Raw genomic sequence first — 19,484 nt, 5'->3', positions numbered from 1 at the left:
GGTAATTTCTTGCGATCTTACCTATATTTCTTGTGAGCATTTAATGTTTAAAGTTTCCAGAACCGAGGTTCTGTCGCACTTCATTAAACGCCCACGCTTATCGGCTGTTAATTTTTAAAGATCTGTCTGTCGCAAACGCGCTTGGCGCTGCTTGCATCGCTGCGAATCGTTTTGTTCGTCAGCAGCAGAGAAACGAGATTATGTAGCAGTTTGTTTATCGCGTCAACTACTTTTTTGCGATTCGTTTTAAATCTTTTCGTCTTCGCTTTTGCTACCGCTCGACTACTTCCAATTAAAACGCCTTACAACCTGCTTCACTACTCCTTGCTTCGCCTACATCCGTCGCTCTGTTTTTCAACTTCACTTCGTGTGCCGCGTCAGCAGGGGGCGAACTATAGCAACCCACTACATGCCGCGCAAGCACTTTCGAAAAAATCTCGAAAATAATACAAGTGCGGTGCTTCGCCATCGACGCCAAATTCCCGCAAACCCCTGACTGGCAGCGGTTTCCGCTGGATATGAATAAATAGTAAATCATTCAGAAAAAAGGGCCGCCCTGACGGGCGACCCTTTCTTCTCCATGGAAAGAAAAGTGATCAGGCGTTCTTGAACACCGCCGGCCGCTTTTCCAGGAAGGCCTTCATGCCCTCCTTCTGGTCCTCGGTAGCGAAGCAGCTATAAAAGAGCGCGCGTTCATACTTCATCCCCTCGGACAAGGTGGTCTCGTAGGCACGATTGACCGAATCCTTCACCATCATCGCCACCTGGCGCGGCATCTCGGTAATGGTCACCGCAGCCGCCATGGCTTCTTCCATCAGCTTCTCCGCCGGCACGATGCGCGACACCAGCCCGGCACGCTCGGCCTCCTGCGCATCCATCATGCGGGCCGTCAGCGCCAGGTCCATGGCCTTGGACTTGGAGACCGCACGCGGCAGGCGCTGCGTACCGCCAGCGCCCGGGATGATGCCCAGCTTGATCTCAGGTTGCCCGAACTTCGCATTGTCGGCCGCGATGATGAAGTCGCACATCATCGCCAGCTCACAGCCTCCGCCCAGCGCATAGCCCGCCACTGCGGCAATCACCGGCTTGCGGATGCGGCGCAGGGTCTCCCAGTTGCGTGTGATGAATTCCCCATTGAAGACATCCATATAATCAAACCCGGCCATCACACTGATATCAGCCCCCGCCGCGAAGGCCTTCTCACTGCCGGTGACGATGATGCAGCCGATCTCTTCCTGCGCATCGAAGGCCAATAATGCCGTTCCCAGCTCGCTCATCAGATCGTCGCTCAAGGCATTGAGCGCCTTGGGACGGTTCAGGCGGATCAGGCCGACCTTGTCATGGGTCTCGACCAGGATGTTTTCATAGCTCATAGTGGGTCTCCTTCTTATGAATGAATCGGCAATCCGCCCGGGCGTGGCAGCAACCGGCACGGCGAACCGCAAGAATAAGCCAAAAATAATGCGCCAGTCCGACCTGGCGCAATGACTGCCAAGAATTTCATGCGGGCAAGGCACCACGGGACTATATTGGAGTCATTCCCTGTGCGCAGCGGCGCATACCCTATCCCTATATAAGGAGGCGAACATGTTCAAGAATATCCTGGTCCCCACGGACGGCTCCGAACGCTCGGACAAGGCCATCGCGACGGCCATCGACTACGCCAAAAACAGCGGCGCAAGCATCGTCGGCATCTCGGTGGCCGAACCCTACCCCTTCTCGCCGCTGGCCGAGAGCTCGATGGCGATCGATCCCGCCCTTTATGAAGAAAACGTCAAAACCCTGGCCAACCAGCACATCAAGAAGATCGCAGATGCTGCGGCCGCCGCCGGCGTACCCTGCCAGACGGAGATCGTGATGTCCTTCAATCCCGATGAAGAAATCATCAAGGCGGCGACACTGCACGGCTGCGACGCCATCTTCATGGCCTCCCACGGACGCAGCGGCCTCTCGCGCATCTTCCTGGGCAGCAAGACGCAGAAGGTGCTGACGCATTCGACCATCCCGGTGCTGGTACTGCGCTGATTCTTGTAGATAGGCTCCTCAATCGGCAAAAAAGCCTGATCCCTCGACAGGATCAGGCTTTTTCATTGCCGCAAGGAAAGAAGAGGAATTCAGTTGCCACCGGGCGGCGTCATCCCCTTGGGCAGCAGCACCCACATCATGCCGCGCTGCTTCATGGCCCCCGCGCGATCCTCGGCCTCGTCGCCAAAGCCCCAGAAATAGTCGGCCCGCACCACGCCACGAATGGCACCGCCCGTATCCTGCGCCACCACCAGCCGCTGCAGCGGCCGGTCACTATTGGGCAGCGTGGTCGCCAGGAACACCGGTGCCCCCAGCGGCACATGCTGCGGGTCGATGGCGATGGAACGCTGCGGGGTCAGCGGGATGCCTTGCGCCCCCTTGGGTCCCTTGGAAGGATCCGGCAGCTTTTCTTCCTTGAAGAAGACATAGCTGGGATTGGCATTGAGCAACTCTTCCTTGCGCGCCGGATTGGCCTGCACCCAGGCCTTGATGTTCTGTGCGGATGCCTGGGACAGCTCCATCTCCCCCTTGTCCACCAGATAGCGTCCGATCGACTTGTAGGGACGGCCATTCTGGTCCGCATAGGCCAGGCGAATGGTCTCGCGCGACTCCGGCAGATACACGCGGCCCGAGCCCTGCACCTGCAGGAAGAAGGCCTCCACCGGATCATCCACCCAGACGATTTCCTTGCCGGACAAGCTATTGCCCTGCATCAACTCGGCGCGCGTCGGATACGGCACCACCTTGCGTCCGACCACCTTGCCGCGCAGGCGCAGGTTCTTCAGTTCGGGATAGACGCTGGCCATGTCGATGGTCAGCAGGTCGTCCGGCGCCTGGTAAAGCGGTGTCTGATACGGCCCGGCGCGGCGGCGCGAACCGCGCAGCAGGGGCTCGTAGTAGCCGGTCACCAGCCCGGTGTCGGTGCCATCGGGATTGAACAGCTGATACGGCGTGAAATAAGTCTCGAAATACTGGCGCAGGAAGCCAAGGTCATTGGCATTGACCTGCTGCGCCGCGCCACAGGCGGCGCGCCACTCGGGCTTGCGAATCATGACCGAGCAGGAAGACTGCAGCGCTGGCCAGGCCTCGCGCAGGTCGTCATTGTTCCAGCCCGGGAGCTGGGCGAAGGTGGTGGCGCGCATGGCCGGGCCCGGCTGGGCCACTGGCTTGGGCGACGGCTGGCTCGGAGCCGGCGTGGTCAGCGGCGTAGTCTGGCAGGCCGCCAGCAGGACAGCGACCGAGACCGCCATCGCAGGTACACTAAGACGCCGCAGCGCCGACAGCTTGGCAAAACGATTCAATGACATTGGAGACAAATTCATGTTGTGGTTGATCCTGGAGGCCAGTGCCGCCTTCTTCGTGCTGGTCTTCATCGTCTGGTGGACCATGTTCTCGGGCCGCAAGGAACACAATGGCCGGCCCGTCAGCGCCAGGCAGAAAGAAGCGCAGGAAAAGAAACAGCAGCCAGCGCGAGAGACGACAGACAGCGACCCGCGCTGAAAAATCCGTTGTCCCGCCTCAGGAAGAAAAATTCAGTGCAAGGTGCGCGGCAGTGAAAGCACGAACTCGGGGATGCGCACGTCGAATTGCTCGCCATCCTCGGCCACGCAGAAATATTCACCATGCATGCTGCCCTGGGGGGTCCCGAGCGAGGTACCGCTGGTGTACTCGAACTGCTCACCGGGCTGCAGGAAGGGCTGATGCCCGACCACGCCCAGGCCGCGCACTTCCTGCGCGTGGTTGTTGGCGTCGGTGATGACCCAGTGGCGCGAGATCAACTGGGCAGGGACCGTGCCGGTATTGACGATGGTGATCGCATAGGCGAACACGTAATGCGAACGCGATGGATCGGATTGTTCCTCCAGGTACTGGGTCTTGACCGTCACCGTGAACTCATACGCTGCCATGGAATTTCCTGTGTTGTGAAGGGGACTGCCGCCGCGCCGGCGATTTGCAATCGGTCTTGCCCGCGCGGCCACCCCGGATTGCACACGAATTCAGCAAGCAGCGCAAGCCGATGCGTTCCGCAGGACCGCCGCAGGCAGGCCTGACGGCGCATCGGCCGGGCCTGCGACCGCTGCAGCAAGGTAGAATAGCGGTTTTGCCGCCTTCGCGCCTGCGCCCGACGGCCAATGTCGATTCAGCCATCCTTTGTTTACAGCCATGCCGACCTTCCGTATCGCCCCCAGCATCCTGTCCGCCGATTTCGCCCGCCTGGGTGAAGAAGTGCGCAATGTCGTCGCCGCCGGTGCCGATTTCATTCACTTCGACGTGATGGACAACCATTATGTCCCCAACCTGACCATCGGCCCGCTGGTGTGTGAAGCCATCCGCCCGCACGTGCAAGTGCCGATCGACGTGCACCTGATGGTCAAGCCGGTGGACCGCATCATCCCCGATTTCGCCAAGGCCGGTGCCAACCTCATCACCTTCCACCCGGAAGCCTCCGAGCACATCGACCGCTCCCTGCAACTGATCCGCGACAACGGCTGCAAGGCCGGTCTGGTATTCAACCCCGGCACGCCGCTGCATTACCTGGATCACGTGATGGACAAGCTGGACATGGTCCTGATCATGTCGGTGAACCCCGGTTTCGGCGGCCAGTCCTTCATTCCGGAAGCCCTGAAAAAGATCGCCGAAGTGCGCCGCCGCATCGATGAATCCGGCCGCGACATCCTGCTGGAAGTCGATGGCGGCATCAAGGTCGAGAACATCGCCGCGGCCGCCCGCGCCGGTGCCGACACCTTCGTGGCCGGTTCGGCCATCTTCGGCAAGCCGGACTACAAGGCCGTCATCGACGCCATGCGCGCAGAACTGGCCCAGGTCTGATCGCACCTCCCCTTCGCCAGACGAACAAACAACGAGGTTTACCGGGCATATGAAGAATCTGACCAACATCAAGGCCGCCATCATCGACCTCGACGGCACCATGCTGGACACGGCCGCTGACTTCCACGTCGCGGTCAACCGCATGCGTGAAGAATTGGGACTCACGCCCCTGTCCCAGGAAACCATCGTCAACTTCGTCGGCAAGGGGACCGAGAACCTGATCCGGCGCGTGCTCGCCGTGGACTATGCCGAGGACGAGGCGGCGCAATACTTCCAGCAGGCGCTGGACAGCTACACCGAGCACTACCTGGCCATCAATGGCGACTATTCCTCGCTCTACCCGGGCGTGGTCGAAGGCCTGCAAGCCCTGCGCGCCAAGGGCCTGCGCCTGGCCTGCGTGACCAACAAGCCGCTGGCCTTCGCTGTACCGCTGCTGCAGAAGAAGGGGCTGCGCGATTTCTTCGAGATCGTCTATGGCGGCGATTCCTTCCCGAAGAAGAAGCCTGATCCCATGCCCTTGCTGCAAGTCTGTGAGGATTTCGCCCTGCAACCCGCGCAGGTCGTGGCCATCGGCGACTCCAGCAACGATGCACAGGCCGCCCGCGCGGCCGGTTGCCGTGTCCTGAATGTTCCGTATGGATACAATCACGGTGAATCTATACACGACGTCGATTCGGATGGTATAGTTTCGACGCTTGTAGAAGCAGCGCAGCAAATCTCGGTGGACTGACAGCCCGTCAGCTCACCGGTCGACAGACCGAAGATCCAATCGCGACCCACATCAATGTTTCGTAACAACAAACGAACCGCTCAACCGACAGCCGCCCCTGAGGCCTGGCTGTGGCGACGCTGGCAATTCCAGGCGCAGTAATTGACGCCTGGACCTGGCCGCACCTGCGTGCCGGGTCGTTTGTTGTGGTACCGCATCCTCCGCATTTCCCGTAATTCTCATAACGACACCGCTGACGAGAGTCCGCACCTGTCTGCTGCATCCGCGTGCATCGCGTCCATGGCTTCATGGCGTCTGCGCGCCGGTCTGCGGCCAGGCCCGCGTACCCTACAATGGCGGTCTGGAGTGACACATGACCGAACTCGAATTCAAATCGCTGGCCGCCGAAGGCTACAACCGCATCCCCCTGATCGCCGAAGCCTTCGCCGACCTGGAAACCCCGCTGACGCTCTATCTCAAGCTGGCCCAGAGCCACAACACCGGCAAGAACACCTTCCTGCTGGAGTCGGTGGTCGGTGGCGAACGCTTCGGCCGCTATTCCTTCATCGGCCTGCCCGCCTCCACCAAGATTCGCTGCAGCGGCCAGCAGATCGAGGTGCTGAAGAATGACGAGGTCATCGAGACCGCCGAAGGCAATGCGCTGGAATTCATCGCCGAGTATCAATCCCGCTTCAAGGTCGCTATCCGTCCAGGCATGCCGCGCTTCTGCGGCGGCCTGGCCGGCTACTTCGGCTACGACGCCGTGCGCTACATCGAAAAACGCCTGGAAAACAGCGCCCCGCAAGATACGCTGGGCCTGCCCGACATCCAGCTGCTGCTGACCGAAGAACTGGCCGTCATCGACAACCTCTCCGGCAAGCTCTACCTGATCGTCTACGCCGACCCCACCCAGCCGGAAGCCTTCTCCCGTGGCCGCCAGCGCCTGCGCGACCTGCGCGCCATGCTGCGCCGCCCGGCCGATGCACCGGTGACCACCGGTTCGGTGCGTACCGAAACGATCCGCGAATTCCCCAAGGACGAATATCTCAAGGCCGTGGCCCGCGCCAAGGAATACGTGATGGCCGGCGACCTGATGCAGGTGCAGATCGGCCAGCGGCTCAGGAAATCCTATGTGGATTCGCCGCTGATGCTGTACCGCGCGCTGCGTTCGCTGAACCCCTCCCCTTACATGTACTTCTACAACTTCGGCGACATGCAGATCGTCGGTGCCTCGCCGGAAATCCTGGTGCGCAACGAATCCATCGGCGAAGGCCAGAAGAAGATCACCATCCGCCCGCTGGCCGGCACCCGCCCACGCGGCTCCACCATCGAGCGCGATGAACAGCTGGCGCGCGAACTGCTGGCCGATCCCAAGGAAATCGCTGAACACGTGATGCTGATCGACCTGGCCCGCAACGACATCGGCCGCATCGCCACCACCGGCAGCGTCAAGGTCACCGACCAGATGGTGATCGAAAAATATTCCCACGTGCAACACATCGTCTCCAACGTCGAGGGCATCCTCAAACCCGGCATGTCCAACCTGGATGTGCTCAAGGCCACCTTCCCGGCCGGCACCCTCTCGGGCGCCCCCAAGGTGCGCGCCATGGAAATCATCGACGAACTGGAACCGACCAAGCGCGGCATCTACGGCGGCGCCTGCGGTTATCTCTCCTTCGGCGGCGAGATGGACGTGGCCATTGCGATCCGTACCGGCGTCATCAAGGATGGCACGCTGTACGTGCAGGCGGCCGCCGGCATCGTGGCCGACTCGGTGCCGGAAATGGAATGGGAAGAAACCGAAAACAAGGCGCGTGCCGTATTGCGCGCTGCTGAACAAGTGCAAGATGGCCTGGACGGAGAAATCTAAATGCTGCTGATGATCGACAACTACGACTCCTTCACCTACAACCTGGTGCAATACTTCGGCGAGCTGGGCGAAGAGGTGCTGACCATCCGCAATGACGAGATCACGCTGGATGACATCAAGAAGCTCAACCCCGAACGCATCTGCCTCTCCCCCGGCCCCTGCAGCCCCAAGGAAGCCGGCATCTGCGTGGACCTGCTCAAGGAATTTTCCGGCAAGCTGCCCATCCTCGGCGTCTGCCTCGGCCACCAGGCCATCGGTGAAGCCTTCGGCGGCAACATCATCCGCGCCAAGCAGGTCATGCATGGCAAGACGTCCAAGATTGCGCACACCGGCGTGGGCGTCTTCAAAGACCTGCCCACTCCCTACACCGTGATCCGCTACCACTCGCTGGCCATCGAACGTGCCACCCTGCCGGATTGCCTGGAAGTGACCGCCTGGACCGATGATGGCGAAATCATGGGCGTGCGTCACAAGGAGTTCGACCTGCAAGGCGTGCAGTTCCACCCCGAGTCCATCCTCTCCGAGCACGGCCACGCCCTGCTCAAGAACTTCCTGACCGGCAGCGCCCACGGCTGAGACCATTAGACAAATCGAGACAAGACATGCCCATCACTCCCCAAGAAGCGCTGCTGCGCTGTATCGAGCATCGCGAAATCTTCCACGATGAAATGCTGACCCTGTTCCGCCAGATCATGAGCGGCGAGATGTCGCCGGTGATGATCGCGGCCCTCACCATGGGCCTGCGCGTGAAAAAGGAAAGCATCGGCGAGATCGCCGCCGCCGCCCAGGTCATGCGCGAATTCGCCACCAAGGTGCCGATGGCCGACACCTCGCGCCTGCTCGACATCGTCGGCACCGGCGGCGACGGTGCGCACACCTTCAACATTTCCACCGCCTCCATGTTCGTGGCGGCGGCCGCCGGTGCGCGCGTAGCCAAGCATGGCGGACGCAGCGTGTCCTCCTCCTCGGGCAGCGCTGACGTGCTCGAAGCCCTGGGCGCAGACATCAACCTGCAACCCGAACAAGTGGCGCAATCGATCGCCCAGACCGGCATCGGCTTCATGTTCGCCCCCAACCACCACGCCGCCATGAAGCATGCGGCGCCGGTGCGCAAGGAGCTGGGCGTGCGCACCATCTTCAACATCCTCGGTCCGCTTACCAATCCGGCCGGTGCTCCCAACATCCTCATGGGTGTGTTCCATGCCGACCTGGTCGGCATCCAGGTGCGCGTACTGCAACGCCTGGGCGCGCAGCACGCCATCGTGGTCTGGGGCCGAGACAACCTGGATGAAGTCACGCTGGGCGGCGCCACCATGGTGGGCGAACTGGTCAACGGCGAGATCCGCGAATACGAGATCCATCCGGAAGATTTCGGCCTCTCCATGTTTGCCAGCCGCAACTTGCAGGTCGGCAATGCCACCGAGTCCAAGGAGAAAATCTTCGAAGCCCTGCGTGGGGAACCCGGTCCGGTGCACGACATCGTAGTCATCAATGCCGCCACCGCCCTGTATGCGGCCGGCGTTGCGCCCTCGATCGCCGAGGGCCTGCAGACGGCGCGTGCCACCATCGCTTCCGGTGCGGCGCGTGCCAAGCTGGACCAGTTCGTCCAGGTGACCCGCCAGCTCGGCGGCAAGCACTGATCTCCGCCCCTCAACTCAGACCCCTGACAGGAGCCCCATGTCCGACATCCTCAACAAGATCCTCGACGTCAAGGCCGAGGAAGTCCGCATCGCCAAGCAGCAGCGCGACCTCGCCAGCCTGCGCCGCGATGTGGAAACCGATAGCGAATTGCGCTCGGAACTGCGCAATTTCGAAGAGAGCCTGCGCGGCAAGATCGCCAACGGCCAGGCCGGCGTGATTGCCGAAGTCAAGAAAGCCTCGCCTTCCAAGGGCGTGATCCGTCCCGACTTCAAGCCGGCCGAGATCGCGGTGAGCTATGCCGAACATGGCGCGGCCTGCCTGTCGGTACTGACCGATGAACAATTCTTCCAGGGCTCGCCGGACTACCTCAAGCAGGCGCGCGCCGCGTGTGCCCTGCCGGTACTGCGCAAGGATTTCATGATGGATCATTACCAGATCTATCAAGCGCGCTCCTGGGGCGCGGACGCCATCCTGCTGATCGTGGCTGCGCTGGACCACGGCCTGATGGCCGACATGGAAGCCTGCGCCCATGAGCTGGGCATGAGCGTGCTGGTGGAAGTCCATGACCAGGCTGAACTGGACGCCGCACTCAAGCTCAGGACGCGCCTGTTGGGCATCAACAACCGCAACCTGCGCACCTTCGAGACCACGCTCGACACCACGCTGAACCTGCTGCCACGCATCCCCCCGGAAAAGCTGGTGGTCACCGAATCGGCGATCGCCACCCCGGACGATGTCAAGCGCATGCGCGATGCCGACGTGCATGCCTTCCTGGTCGGTGAAGCCTTCATGCGTGCCCCGGAGCCGGGCGTAGAATTGGCTCGCCTGTTCGCCTGATTCCCCCTCTCGTGAAAAAACCTCGCCCGGTGCAGACCGGTGCGAGGTTTTTTTTCGTCCTGAGAGTGATGGACTGAGCAGCGATCAAGCCGAGAAACCGCCATCGATCATCAGGTTGGCACCGGTGATGTAGCCCGCTTCCGGACCTGCCAGATAGGCCACGAAACTGGCGATTTCCTCAGCCTTGCCATAGCGCGGCAGTGCCATCAGGCCGGTCAGGGAAGTGGCGAAGTCGCTGTTGGCCGGGTTCATGTCGGTATCGACCGGACCGGGCTGGACGTTGTTGACGGTGATGCCACGCGCACCAAGGTCACGGGCCAGACCCTTGGTCAGGCCGACCAGCGCCGACTTGCTCATGGCATACACGGCACCGCCGGCAAAGGGGATGCGGTCGGCATTGGTGCTGCCGATGCTGATGACGCGGCCACCTTCGCCCATGTAGCGTACGGCGGCCTGGGTCGCCACGACCACGCTGCGCACATTCACGGCCAGGGTGCGATCCAGGTCCTCCAGCTTGAACTCATCGATGGGGCCCATGGCCAGCACGCCCGCATTGTTCACCAGGATATCGAGCCGGCCGAAGGTCTCTGCGGCCAGGCGGATGGCTTGCTGCAGGGCGGCTGCATCGGCGCTGTCGGCCTGGATCGCCAGCGCGCGGCCACCGGCGGCTTCCACGCGGGAGACCAGGGCTTGCGCCTTGTCCGGCGAAGTGACATAGGTGAAGGCGACGGTGGCGCCTTCGGCGGCCAGGCGCTGCACGATGGCCGCGCCGATGCCGCGCGAACCGCCTTGCACGAAGGCAACCTTGGAGGCCAGGGTGGATGCGGATGGGGATGCGGCGGTGGTCTGGATTTGCTTGTTCATGATCTTGCTCCTTGAAAGTGATGGGTTGGCCCCGTCGGCCTGCAGCGGCGTGCTGCTGTGTGCGTCCGGGTTGAAGCAAGTATCGGCGCTTGATTATGTGGCGACTAGCTGGCAATCCCTATCTTCTTTTTAAACCAATGGTTTAGAATCGAGCGATGGAAACCATGACCAGCATCGAATGCTTCGTCGCTGCGGCCCACGCCGGCAGCTTTTCGGCGGCGGCACGCCAGCTCGGCCTGACGTCGGCGGCCGTGGGCAAGAACGTGGCACGGCTGGAGACTTCACTGGGCGTGCGCCTGTTTCACCGCAGCACCCGCAAGCTCTCGCTGACCGAGGCAGGTGAGCGCTTTCTGCAGGAAGTGGGCGGCGGCCTGCAAGCCATCCGCAGCGCCGTGGCCAATCTCGCCAGCGCTGGCGGGCAGCCGGCCGGCACGCTCAAGGTCAGCATGGGGACAGGATTCGGGCGGCAATACATCGTGCCCTTGTTGGGAGAATTCCTGGGGCGCTATCCGGGCATCCAGCCGGACTGGCATTTCGAGAACCGCTCGGTGGATCTCATCACCGAGGGCTTTGATGCCGCCATCGCCGGCGGCACCGAGCTCTCGCCGGGCGTGGTGGCGCGCGAGCTGGCCCCGGCGCATCGGGTGCTGCTGGCTTCACCCGCCTATCTGGAGGCGCATCCCGCCTTGCGCTCGCCGGCCGACCTGGCCGAGCACGCGGGCATCCTGATCCGCTCGCCCCAGACCGGGCGCGTACGGCCCTTCTCGCTACGCGACCACGACGGCCAGCAGGCACCGGTCACGCTGCAGCAACGCATGACCATGAGCGATGCCAATGCGGCTTGCGAGGTGGCCGAAGCGGGGCTGGGCATCACGCTGGTGTCGATGCCGCATGCCCTGCTCTATCTGGATCGCGGCACGCTGGTGCGGGTGCTGCCGGACTGGTACGTGGATACCGGCATGCTCTCGCTCTACTTCACCGCGGCGCGGCTGCTGCCGGCCAAGACGCGGGTATTCGTCGATTTCGTGGTGGAGCACTTCCGCCGCGAGCGGCTGGCGGAGCGCTTTTCGGCGCACCGCTGAATACACGTCCGAGAAGTTCAGCGCTTGCCTTGCGCGGCGCGCATCCCGCCACCGATATTGCTGCCGGCGTCCCGCGCCAGGCCGCGATAGCCGATCACTGAAACCAGCGTCACCACCCCGGCCATCGCAAAGGCCCACTGGAAATCGCCCAGCGTGAAATGCGCGCCGGTGGCATCGATCTCCTCGCCCCGGATCGCCGCCGCGATACGCAAGGCCAGCGCACCGAAGGCGATGCCCATGCCGATGGTCATCTGCTGCGCCACGCTCCACAGCGTGCTGGCCGAGGATTTGCGGGCATCGCTGATGTCCGCATAAGCCAGCGTGGCCAGGGTCGAGAACTGCATCGACCGCGACAGCCCGTAGCAGAAGATCACCCCCAGGATCACCGGCAGCGGCGTGCCCGGCGTGAGCAGGCCGCAGGCGATGATGAGGCAACCCGCGATGGCCGCATTGTTGACCGCGACGCTACGGAAACCGAAGCGCTGCAGAATGCGCGTGGTAAACGCCTTCATGCCGAGATTGCCGAGAGCGGTGGCCAGCAGCAGCAAACCCGACTGGAAAGCCGTCAGGCCGAAGCCGATCTGGAACATCAGCGGCATCAGGTAAGGCACTGCATCGACGCCGATACGCGTGAGCGAACCGGTCAGCACCGTCACCGAATAGGTCGGAATGCGCAGGTTGGAAAAATCCAGCAGCGGATGTTCGATGCGCTGCATGTGCCGCCACGCGCAGTACCCGAGCACCACGCCGAGGGCCACGAAGCCTGCCGCCACCTTGATGTTGGATTCCATATGGCTGGCGATCTCGGTGCCATACAGCAGCGAGGTCAGCGCCGCGCCCGAGAGCAGGAAACCGATCACGTCCAGCGGCCGCTTGCTGTGGCCGTGTTCATTGCGCACCACGCGCATGACGGCAATGAAAGCCGCAAACCCGAACGGTACGTTCATCAGGAAGATCCAGTGCCATGATGCGTAGGTGGTGATGAAGCCACCGATCGACGGCCCCACCACCGGCGCCACGATGGCCGGCCAGGTGATGGTGGCAATGGCTTTCATCAGCCTGTCCTTGCCGGTACTGCGCACCACGATCATGCGCCCGACCGGTACCATCATTGCGCCACCCAAGCCTTGCAGCACCCGCGCTGCGGTGAACTCCCACACGTTCTGCGAATAGCCACACAAAACGGAAGCCAGCGTGAAGATGGCAATGGCGATGCCGAACACCGTGCGCGAACCGAAGCGGTCGGCCACCCAGCCGCTGATGGGAATGAAGACGGCCAGCGTCAGCATGTAGGCCGTCATGCCCAGGCTCAGTTCGTTGGGGCCGACACCGAAGGACTGCGCCATCTGCGGCAAGGCCGTGGCGATGATGGTGGTATCGAGATACTCCATGAAGAAAGTCGCCGCCACGATGTAAGGCAACATGCGCACGCGTGCATCGGGCAGGCTGGTGTCGTTGATTCCCACGGTGTTCTTGGCCTCTGTTGTTTTGGGTTGAACCATGCGAAACGCCGGCATAGGCCGGCGCTTGCTGAAGACAGTTTTAGATAGTTACCAAATTAACCAAACTATCTAAATCATCCGAATCATCTAAATCATCTAAATCATCTAAATCATTTACATCAATAGAACTTCAGGAAGTGCATCAGCACCTGGATCACGATGATGCCGCCGATGAGCCCGCCCCCGAAATAAACGATCACGCCCAGCAGCATGTTGGTGCGCCGCTGCTCGGCCAGCAGCTTGCGGATCAGCTCGGTGTTCTGCGGCTGGCTCTCACCGTCGGTATAGCGCGTCAGCGCCTGATGCGCCAGGCGCGGCAGTTCCGGCAGCAGGCGGCTGTAACGCGGCACTTCCACCTTCAGCTGTTCGACGAAACCGCGCCAGCCGATCTGCTCACTCATCCAGCGTTCGAGATAGGGCTTGGCGGTCTTCCACAGGTCCAGGTCCGGATCAAGCTGGCGGCCCAGGCCTTCGACGTTGAGCAGGGTCTTCTGCAGCAACACCAGTTGCGGCTGCACTTCCACGTTGAAACGGCGCGAGGTCTGGAACAGGCGCAGCAGCACCTGGCCGAAGGAGATGTCCTTCAACGGTCGGTCGAAGATCGGTTCGCAGCAGGCACGCACGGCAGCTTCGAGTTCATCGACGCGGGTTTCCTTGGGCGCCCATCCGGATTCGATGTGGGCCTCGGCCACGCGCTTGTAGTCGCGGCGGAAGAAGGCCAGGAAATTCTGCGACAGGTAATCCTTGTCGTAATCGTTGAGCGTGCCGACGATGCCGAAATCCAGCGCGATGTAGCGGCCGAAGGTTTCCGGGGCCACCGACACCAGGATGTTGCCGGGGTGCATGTCGGCGTGGAAGAAGCCATCGCGAAACACCTGGGTGAAGAAAATCTCCACGCCATCGCGCGAGAGCTTGGACAGGTCGACCCCTTCGGCGCGCAGGCGCTCGGTCTGCGAGATCGGGATGCCGTACATGCGCTCCATCACGATGACCGAGGATGAACAATAATCCCAATACATCTCCGGCACCATCAGCAGCGTGGACTCGGCGAAGTTGCGGCGCAGCTGGCTGGCATTGGCCGCTTCGCGCATGAGGTCCAGCTCGTCGTGCAGGTACTTGTCGAACTCGCCCACGACTTCCTTGGCCTTCAAGCGACGTCCATCGGCCCACAGGCGTTCCAGCCAGTCGGCAGCCACATGCATCAGGCCGATGTCGTGATCGATGATGTCGCGCATGCCGGGACGCAGCACCTTGACGGCCACTTCCTTGCCATCTTTCAGGGTGGCGAAGTGGACCTGCGCAATCGAGGCCGAGGCCACCGGGGTGCGCTCGAAGCTGGCGAAGAGCTGGTCCGGATGCGCGCCCAAGGACTTTTCGATCTGCTTGACCGCCAGTTCCGATTCGAAGGGCGGCACGCGGTCCTGCAGCAGCGTCAGCTCATTGGCGATATCGGGCGGCATCAGGTCGCGCCGGGTCGAGAGGACCTGGCCGAACTTGATGAAGATGGGACCGAGATCTTCCAGCGCGCGGCGCAGGCGCTCACCGCGCGGCGCCGTCAGGTCGCGCCAGAAGAAGATGCGGTTGATGATGCGGGCGATGCGCGGCGGCGCAAATTCGGAGGCGATGATTTCATCCAGGCCGTAGAGAATGGCGACACGGATGATCTTGAGCAGACGCATGGAACGCAGCAGCATTTAACGACGCTCCAGTTTCTCGATGCGTTTGGACAGGCGTTCCAGGTCATCGCGCAGGCGCACGACGTCGGCGGAAAAATCCTGCAACTGGCGGGGGCGGATCAGCATCGGTTGTTCTTCCAGGAAATACTCGGCAAGGTTTTCGGTCAGCTTGCGCTGGGTGGTGCGGGCTGCTTCAAACAGGCCACGCGCGCCGGAGACGATGCGGGTTGCAGCAACATCGCCGACCACGCGGGAGAGGTCATCCTCGGCATCCCAGCGCAGCTTCTGGCTCAGTTGCGAAATGGCATTGGCGAAATCGGCATCGCCCTCCAGCTTGACGTAAGAGACGGCGCGCTCGCGGTTGGCGGCAATCAGCGGCAGGTCGGACAGCTTCAGGCGGATGGTGACATTGGCCAGCGCATCGGCCGGCACCTCCTGCAGGTAGCCGTCGCCGGTCACCTTCAGGCGCAATTGCATGACGCCGGTATCGATGCAGGCGACCTTGCCGGCGTGGGCCATGAGGGTGTCGCGCGCCCACGGTTCCTGGGCCAGCAGGTGATTGATCACCGCAGCGGCAGGTTTCATCGGGTCGAGGCCGGAGACAAGAGTGGACGGATCGGGCAGCACGGACATGGATTCCAGAATCGGGGTGGATCGGAGGACTACGGGTTGAGTACGCCGGAGCAGAAAGAATTCCCTCCGCCAAAACAAAACCGCCCGCAAAAGCCGGGCGGTTTCAAGTGTACCAGCTTGGCGCGCTGGCAAGGTTCAGGCACTGCGGCGGGCTTGATCCAGCGCGCCTTGTGCCTGCATCAGACCTGCTGGATACCCGCCAGCACCCAGCCGCCAGTGCCGTTGAGCGGCTTGGAGAGATTCCAGATCTCGGCGAAGGGTTCGGCCGAGGCATCCGGCGCTTCCTTGATCAGCCCCTGGAAGCGCACCGTGGCCAGGTAATCGAAGGCCATGGTCTCGATGCCCAGCAGTTGCGCATCGAGCTGCACGACATCGGTGGCATTGGGGGCTGCACCACGTTCGGTCAGCTGCATGCGCAGTTCGGCGAACATCTCGGGCGTGGTGAATTCACGGATGTCGTTGACATCGGCGCGATCCCACGCCGCCTGCAGGCGGATGAAATAGGTCTTGGCATTGCGCACGAATCCGGCCGTATCAAAGCCCTCCGGAATACCCCATTGCTGGATCTGCGCCGGCTGGGCCGTACCACCGTCGCTGTTGCCTTGCAGTGCTGCCGGTGCCGCGTGCGGGACCGCCGGCGGCGGATTGACGTCGCGCAGGCCGGAGCCGATTTCCGGTGTGGCACCGGCAGCGCTGCCAATGGGGCTCACGCCCGGCATCGGCGTGGCATAGGCCGGATTGTTGTTCTGCGCTTCACGGCCACGGGCGAACAGGCGGATCAGGAAGATCACCGCCGCGCACAGCAGCGCAATGGTCAGCAGCGAACCCAGCATGCCGCCGAGTGCGCCACCGATCCCGAAGTGCGACATCAGCGCACCGAGGCCGAAGCCCAGCAGTGCACCGCCCAGCACATTGCGCCAGGGACTGGCGGGCTTGGGCATGGGAGCGCTTAACGGCGCGGCGGCCGGTGCGGCAGGACGGGAAGGCTGGCTATAGGACGGCGAAGACGGCGCAGAGGGCGCCGCCTGGCGCGAGTAATTGGAGGATTGCTTGCCGAAGGAACCACCGCCACCCAGGCGCTTGGCCTCGGCGGGCGACATGATGAGGGAGAGCGAAGTGATCGCCAGCAGCAGTGCGAGGAATATTTTTTTCATGGGCTTGCCTCTTGTGGATGATGACGAAGTGGCGAGCGGGCCGAGGGAAAAGCAAGCCGCCACATCGGAGCCATCATTGTCGCCGGGCAGAATTAAGCCAGCCTTAATGCTGGCGCGCCCAGCATTAATCACATCTTAATGCCCGTATGCAGCGCAGCCACACCGGCGGTCAGGTTGAAATACTGCACGCGATCCAGGCCGGCCTGTTCCATCATCTGCTTCAGGGTTTCCTGGTCGGGGTGCATGCGGATCGACTCGGCCAGGTAGCGATAACTGTCGGCATCGTTGGCGACCTTCTTGCCCAGCCACGGCAGGACCGAGAAGGAATAGACGTCATAGGGCTTCTTCAGCGGTTCCCAGACCTTGGAGAATTCCAGCACCAGCAGCTTGCCACCGGGTTTCAGCACGCGGCGCATCTCGGCCAGGGCGGCATCCTTGTGGGTCATGTTGCGCAGGCCGAAGGCCACCGAGACGCGGTCGAAATAATTGTCCGGGAAGGGCAGTTTCTCGGCATCGCACAGCATGGTCGGGGTGACGATGCCCTTGTTGAGCAGACGGTCGCGGCCCACGCGCAGCATGGATTCGTTGATGTCGGTAAGCCAGACTTCGCCGCTCGGACCTGCCTGCTTGGCGAAGACCTTGGAGAGGTCACCGGTGCCGCCGGCGATGTCGAGCACCTTGAAGCCCGGACGCACGCCGGCCTGGGCGATGGTGAAGGCTTTCCAGATGCGATGCAGGCCCGCCGACATGAAGTCGTTCATCACGTCGTACTTGGCAGCGACGGAGTGGAACACTTCCGCGACCTTGCGGACCTTTTCTTCTTCTTTGACGGTTTCGTAACCGAAGTGGGTGGTGTTGGTCATGGCTGGGCCTGTAACGATGAAGACGACATTATAAGGGGAGCATCCGGCTTGGGCTTGCTTGCTGCCGTGGCAGGTTTTGATGCGTATCAGCGCTCGCGCAGCCGGGCCATCGACAAGGCATCCACGTAGCGGCCCTCACGGAAGGCATATTTGCGGTAGGTACCTTCCACTTCGAAGCCGAGCTTGCTGTAAAGCGCGATCGCGGCCGCATTGTCGGCGAATACGGTCAGTTCCAGCCGGCGAATGTCCAGCCACTGATCGGCTGCCTGCACCAGCTCGGCCAGCAGCGCCTTGCCCACGCCCTGCCCGCAATACGCATCGTGCACGCCCATGCCGATACCGGCCGCGTGCGCGCGCCTGCCGGCCGAACGATGCAGGCTGGCCTGGCCGATTACCTGGTCATCCAGCAAGGCCAGCAGATGCAGGCCGCCGTTGACGCCGTTGACGCCGGTACTCAGCCAGTGGCGGGTCTGCTCCAGTGTCTGATAAGGCAGGCGCAGGGTGCCGAAACGGAAACCCGGCAGGTTCACCAAGGTAGTGACGCCCTCGGCATCCTCAGGACGCGCGGCACGGATGAGCCAGCCTGGTTGCTCAGTGATGATGGCCGCAGGCATGGGCGTTGCCTCCTTCGACGGGCTGGTGATCACGCCCGCTTTCACGGGTGAAGCCGGCCGCTTCCAGTTTCTGCAGATAGGCTTCCCACAGGGCAGCCTGGTCACGGCCGAGCTGGTAGAGGTAATCCCAGGTGAAGATGCCGCTGGCGTGGCCGTCCGAGAACAGCGGTTTGACGCCATAGTTGCCGACCGGTTCGATGCCGTGGATCTCGACGTCGCGCTTGCCGGTCTGCAGCACTTCCTGGCCCGGTCCGTGGCCGCGCACTTCGGCCGAGGGCGACAGAACGCGCATCAGTTCAAAGGGCAGGGAAAACATCACGCCGTCATCGAACTCGACTTCGACCACGCGCGAGAGCTTGCGTACCTTGAAGGACACCGGAACCGGAGAAGACGGGGCGCTCATGGGCTCTCCCTTGTTGAAATTGGTGAGAAGAAACATCGCGCCCGGCTGCGTCACCGCACGCCGGGCTGCTGCCAGCCTCAGGCCGTCAGGCCCGCCGCATCGAGATGCCGGCGCACTGCCTCGCGCAACTGCGGCAGCAGTGCACGGCGGGCGGCCAGCGAGGCCTCATCGGCCGCACGGCGCGGCTCGGCCCAGACCGGGCTGGGGAAATGGCGATCATCGGTGAAGCGCGGGATCACATGCCAATGCACGTGCGGGGTCATGTTGCCCAGCGTGGCCAGGTTGACCTTCTCGGGCTGCATCACCTCGCGCTGGGCGGCCTCGACCGCCCACACCGCATTGGCCAGCAGCGTGCGCTGCGCCGGGGCGAGGTCGGTCATTTCCTTCACGTGCGCATGGCAGATTACCCGGCAGAAGCCCGGATAATCGGCCTCATCGACCAGCACCACGCGAAACGCCGGATGCTGCCACAGCACCTCGCCACCATCGCCGGCGCACAGCTCGCAAGCGGGAACTACGGAGGCACTCATGGCTTACACCAGGATACGTTCGATGCCGCCATTGTTGGCGCGCTCGACGTATTCCGGCATCCAGTTTTCGCCCAGCAGGTGACGCGCCATTTCCACCACGATGTAGTCGGCGGTGGTGCCGGCATCCTCGTTGTAGCGCGACAGGCCCTGGAAGCAGGACGGGCAGGAGGTCAGGATCTTGACGTCGCCGGTGAAGCCATCGGCGCGGACCTTGTCGCTGCCCTTCTTCATCTCCTCTTCCTTGCGGAAGCG

22 protein-coding genes are annotated in these 19,484 nt (G+C 62.5%); 9 read left to right on the top strand and 13 right to left on the bottom strand.

Annotated elements, in window-relative coordinates; all coding sequences use genetic code 11:
- Positions 1-596: 596 nt before the first annotated feature.
- Entirely contained in the window at positions 597-1,373 is a 777-nt protein-coding gene (locus tag B3873_RS14375) for an enoyl-CoA hydratase (protein ID WP_134223316.1), read from the bottom strand.
- Positions 1,374-1,587: 214 nt separating this feature from the next.
- Here B3873_RS14375 and B3873_RS14370 point away from each other — a divergent pair, with 214 nt between their 5' ends.
- On the top strand, positions 1,588-2,025 hold the full coding sequence (locus tag B3873_RS14370) for a universal stress protein (protein ID WP_039786852.1): 438 nt from the start codon (positions 1,588-1,590) through the stop codon (positions 2,023-2,025).
- Between the two features lie 89 nt (positions 2,026-2,114).
- On the opposite strand, the gene B3873_RS14365 is transcribed toward B3873_RS14370, so the two are convergent.
- Positions 2,115-3,347, bottom strand: a complete 1,233-nt coding sequence (locus tag B3873_RS14365; protein ID WP_088756147.1) for a murein transglycosylase A — start codon at positions 3,345-3,347, stop codon at positions 2,115-2,117.
- Between B3873_RS14365 and B3873_RS14360 the strand changes: the two genes are divergently transcribed.
- On the top strand, positions 3,346-3,525 hold the full coding sequence (locus B3873_RS14360) for a hypothetical protein (RefSeq protein ID WP_034340164.1): 180 nt from the start codon (positions 3,346-3,348) through the stop codon (positions 3,523-3,525). The genes B3873_RS14365 and B3873_RS14360 overlap by 2 nt on opposite strands.
- A gap of 32 nt (positions 3,526-3,557) precedes the next feature.
- Here B3873_RS14360 and apaG read toward each other — a convergent pair whose 3' ends face one another.
- A complete protein-coding gene (apaG, locus tag B3873_RS14355) occupies positions 3,558-3,932 on the bottom strand; it encodes a Co2+/Mg2+ efflux protein ApaG (RefSeq protein WP_039786847.1) in 375 nt (124 codons plus the stop codon).
- A gap of 256 nt (positions 3,933-4,188) precedes the next feature.
- On the opposite strand from apaG, the gene rpe reads away from it, so the two are divergent.
- From rpe to trpC, 6 genes are all read left to right on the top strand, one after another.
- Entirely contained in the window at positions 4,189-4,854 is a 666-nt protein-coding gene (gene rpe, locus B3873_RS14350; protein ID WP_034340160.1) for a ribulose-phosphate 3-epimerase, read from the top strand.
- A gap of 49 nt (positions 4,855-4,903) precedes the next feature.
- Positions 4,904-5,584, top strand: a complete 681-nt coding sequence (locus B3873_RS14345) for a phosphoglycolate phosphatase (protein WP_034340158.1) — start codon at positions 4,904-4,906, stop codon at positions 5,582-5,584.
- A gap of 352 nt (positions 5,585-5,936) precedes the next feature.
- Positions 5,937-7,433 (top strand): anthranilate synthase component I, encoded by a 1,497-nt coding sequence (trpE, locus tag B3873_RS14340; RefSeq protein WP_039786830.1) that lies wholly within the window; start codon positions 5,937-5,939, stop codon positions 7,431-7,433.
- Entirely contained in the window at positions 7,434-8,009 is a 576-nt protein-coding gene (locus tag B3873_RS14335) for an aminodeoxychorismate/anthranilate synthase component II (protein ID WP_039786828.1), read from the top strand. It begins immediately after the preceding gene.
- A 26-nt stretch (positions 8,010-8,035) separates the two neighbouring features.
- Positions 8,036-9,073, top strand: coding sequence for an anthranilate phosphoribosyltransferase (trpD, locus tag B3873_RS14330; protein ID WP_034340151.1), 1,038 nt, complete (start codon positions 8,036-8,038; stop codon positions 9,071-9,073).
- A 37-nt stretch (positions 9,074-9,110) separates the two neighbouring features.
- The gene (trpC, locus tag B3873_RS14325; protein ID WP_286866862.1) at positions 9,111-9,911 is read left to right on the top strand and encodes an indole-3-glycerol phosphate synthase TrpC; all 801 of its coding nucleotides are present in this window, start codon (positions 9,111-9,113) and stop codon (positions 9,909-9,911) included.
- An 84-nt stretch (positions 9,912-9,995) separates the two neighbouring features.
- On the opposite strand, the gene B3873_RS14320 is transcribed toward trpC, so the two are convergent.
- Complete coding sequence (locus tag B3873_RS14320) at positions 9,996-10,775, bottom strand: 3-oxoacyl-ACP reductase family protein (RefSeq protein WP_286866861.1); 780 nt, start codon at positions 10,773-10,775, stop codon at positions 9,996-9,998.
- Positions 10,776-10,930: 155 nt separating this feature from the next.
- On the opposite strand from B3873_RS14320, the gene B3873_RS14315 reads away from it, so the two are divergent.
- Positions 10,931-11,857, top strand: a complete 927-nt coding sequence (locus tag B3873_RS14315; RefSeq protein WP_134223321.1) for a LysR family transcriptional regulator — start codon at positions 10,931-10,933, stop codon at positions 11,855-11,857.
- A 17-nt stretch (positions 11,858-11,874) separates the two neighbouring features.
- Here the strand turns inward: B3873_RS14315 and B3873_RS14310 are convergent, their stop codons facing one another.
- From B3873_RS14310 to B3873_RS14270, 9 genes are all read right to left on the bottom strand, one after another.
- The gene (locus tag B3873_RS14310; protein ID WP_414651544.1) at positions 11,875-13,374 is read right to left on the bottom strand and encodes an MFS transporter; all 1,500 of its coding nucleotides are present in this window, start codon (positions 13,372-13,374) and stop codon (positions 11,875-11,877) included.
- Between the two features lie 104 nt (positions 13,375-13,478).
- Positions 13,479-15,053: a ubiquinone biosynthesis regulatory protein kinase UbiB gene (gene ubiB, locus B3873_RS14305; protein WP_121045839.1), complete on the bottom strand. Its 1,575-nt coding sequence runs from the start codon at positions 15,051-15,053 to the stop codon at positions 13,479-13,481.
- Positions 15,054-15,668, bottom strand: a complete 615-nt coding sequence (locus tag B3873_RS14300) for a ubiquinone biosynthesis accessory factor UbiJ (RefSeq protein ID WP_286866859.1) — start codon at positions 15,666-15,668, stop codon at positions 15,054-15,056.
- A gap of 179 nt (positions 15,669-15,847) precedes the next feature.
- The gene (locus B3873_RS14295) at positions 15,848-16,822 is read right to left on the bottom strand and encodes a Tim44 domain-containing protein (RefSeq protein WP_286866857.1); all 975 of its coding nucleotides are present in this window, start codon (positions 16,820-16,822) and stop codon (positions 15,848-15,850) included.
- 128 nt (positions 16,823-16,950) lie between these two features.
- The gene (gene ubiE / locus B3873_RS14290) at positions 16,951-17,685 is read right to left on the bottom strand and encodes a bifunctional demethylmenaquinone methyltransferase/2-methoxy-6-polyprenyl-1,4-benzoquinol methylase UbiE (RefSeq protein ID WP_039786819.1); all 735 of its coding nucleotides are present in this window, start codon (positions 17,683-17,685) and stop codon (positions 16,951-16,953) included.
- An 86-nt stretch (positions 17,686-17,771) separates the two neighbouring features.
- Positions 17,772-18,299 (bottom strand): GNAT family N-acetyltransferase, encoded by a 528-nt coding sequence (locus tag B3873_RS14285; RefSeq protein WP_039786818.1) that lies wholly within the window; start codon positions 18,297-18,299, stop codon positions 17,772-17,774.
- Positions 18,277-18,702, bottom strand: coding sequence for a gamma-butyrobetaine hydroxylase-like domain-containing protein (locus tag B3873_RS14280; RefSeq protein ID WP_039786816.1), 426 nt, complete (start codon positions 18,700-18,702; stop codon positions 18,277-18,279). The genes B3873_RS14285 and B3873_RS14280 overlap by 23 nt, the downstream gene beginning before the upstream one ends.
- A 77-nt stretch (positions 18,703-18,779) precedes the next feature.
- Entirely contained in the window at positions 18,780-19,232 is a 453-nt protein-coding gene (locus B3873_RS14275; protein ID WP_286866854.1) for an HIT family protein, read from the bottom strand.
- A 3-nt stretch (positions 19,233-19,235) separates the two neighbouring features.
- On the bottom strand, positions 19,236-19,484 hold a 249-nt coding region (locus B3873_RS14270; RefSeq protein WP_286866852.1), incomplete at its 5' end, for a DUF3400 domain-containing protein.

Source organism: Herbaspirillum sp. UBA812 (assembly GCF_002296545.1).
Classification (GTDB): Bacteria; Pseudomonadota; Gammaproteobacteria; order Burkholderiales; family Burkholderiaceae_D; genus Herbaspirillum; species Herbaspirillum huttiense.
This window is presented reverse-complemented; position numbering and strand designations above follow the sequence as displayed.

Coding starts and splice junctions, on each gene's coding strand:
- B3873_RS14375 (WP_134223316.1), bottom strand. CDS start 1,373: ATGAGCTATGAAAACATCCTGGTCGAGACCCATGACAAGGTCGGCCTG.
- B3873_RS14370 (WP_039786852.1), top strand. CDS start 1,588: ATGTTCAAGAATATCCTGGTCCCCACGGACGGCTCCGAACGCTCGGAC.
- B3873_RS14360 (WP_034340164.1), top strand. CDS start 3,346: ATGTTGTGGTTGATCCTGGAGGCCAGTGCCGCCTTCTTCGTGCTGGTC.
- B3873_RS14365 (WP_088756147.1), bottom strand. CDS start 3,347: ATGAATTTGTCTCCAATGTCATTGAATCGTTTTGCCAAGCTGTCGGCG.
- apaG (WP_039786847.1), bottom strand. CDS start 3,932: ATGGCAGCGTATGAGTTCACGGTGACGGTCAAGACCCAGTACCTGGAG.
- rpe (WP_034340160.1), top strand. CDS start 4,189: ATGCCGACCTTCCGTATCGCCCCCAGCATCCTGTCCGCCGATTTCGCC.
- B3873_RS14345 (WP_034340158.1), top strand. CDS start 4,904: ATGAAGAATCTGACCAACATCAAGGCCGCCATCATCGACCTCGACGGC.
- trpE (WP_039786830.1), top strand. CDS start 5,937: ATGACCGAACTCGAATTCAAATCGCTGGCCGCCGAAGGCTACAACCGC.
- B3873_RS14335 (WP_039786828.1), top strand. CDS start 7,434: ATGCTGCTGATGATCGACAACTACGACTCCTTCACCTACAACCTGGTG.
- trpD (WP_034340151.1), top strand. CDS start 8,036: ATGCCCATCACTCCCCAAGAAGCGCTGCTGCGCTGTATCGAGCATCGC.
- trpC (WP_286866862.1), top strand. CDS start 9,111: ATGTCCGACATCCTCAACAAGATCCTCGACGTCAAGGCCGAGGAAGTC.
- B3873_RS14320 (WP_286866861.1), bottom strand. CDS start 10,775: ATGAACAAGCAAATCCAGACCACCGCCGCATCCCCATCCGCATCCACC.
- B3873_RS14315 (WP_134223321.1), top strand. CDS start 10,931: ATGGAAACCATGACCAGCATCGAATGCTTCGTCGCTGCGGCCCACGCC.
- B3873_RS14310 (WP_414651544.1), bottom strand. CDS start 13,374: ATGCCGGCGTTTCGCATGGTTCAACCCAAAACAACAGAGGCCAAGAAC.
- ubiB (WP_121045839.1), bottom strand. CDS start 15,053: ATGCTGCTGCGTTCCATGCGTCTGCTCAAGATCATCCGTGTCGCCATT.
- B3873_RS14300 (WP_286866859.1), bottom strand. CDS start 15,668: ATGTCCGTGCTGCCCGATCCGTCCACTCTTGTCTCCGGCCTCGACCCG.
- B3873_RS14295 (WP_286866857.1), bottom strand. CDS start 16,822: ATGAAAAAAATATTCCTCGCACTGCTGCTGGCGATCACTTCGCTCTCC.
- ubiE (WP_039786819.1), bottom strand. CDS start 17,685: ATGACCAACACCACCCACTTCGGTTACGAAACCGTCAAAGAAGAAGAA.
- B3873_RS14285 (WP_039786818.1), bottom strand. CDS start 18,299: ATGCCTGCGGCCATCATCACTGAGCAACCAGGCTGGCTCATCCGTGCC.
- B3873_RS14280 (WP_039786816.1), bottom strand. CDS start 18,702: ATGAGCGCCCCGTCTTCTCCGGTTCCGGTGTCCTTCAAGGTACGCAAG.
- B3873_RS14275 (WP_286866854.1), bottom strand. CDS start 19,232: ATGAGTGCCTCCGTAGTTCCCGCTTGCGAGCTGTGCGCCGGCGATGGT.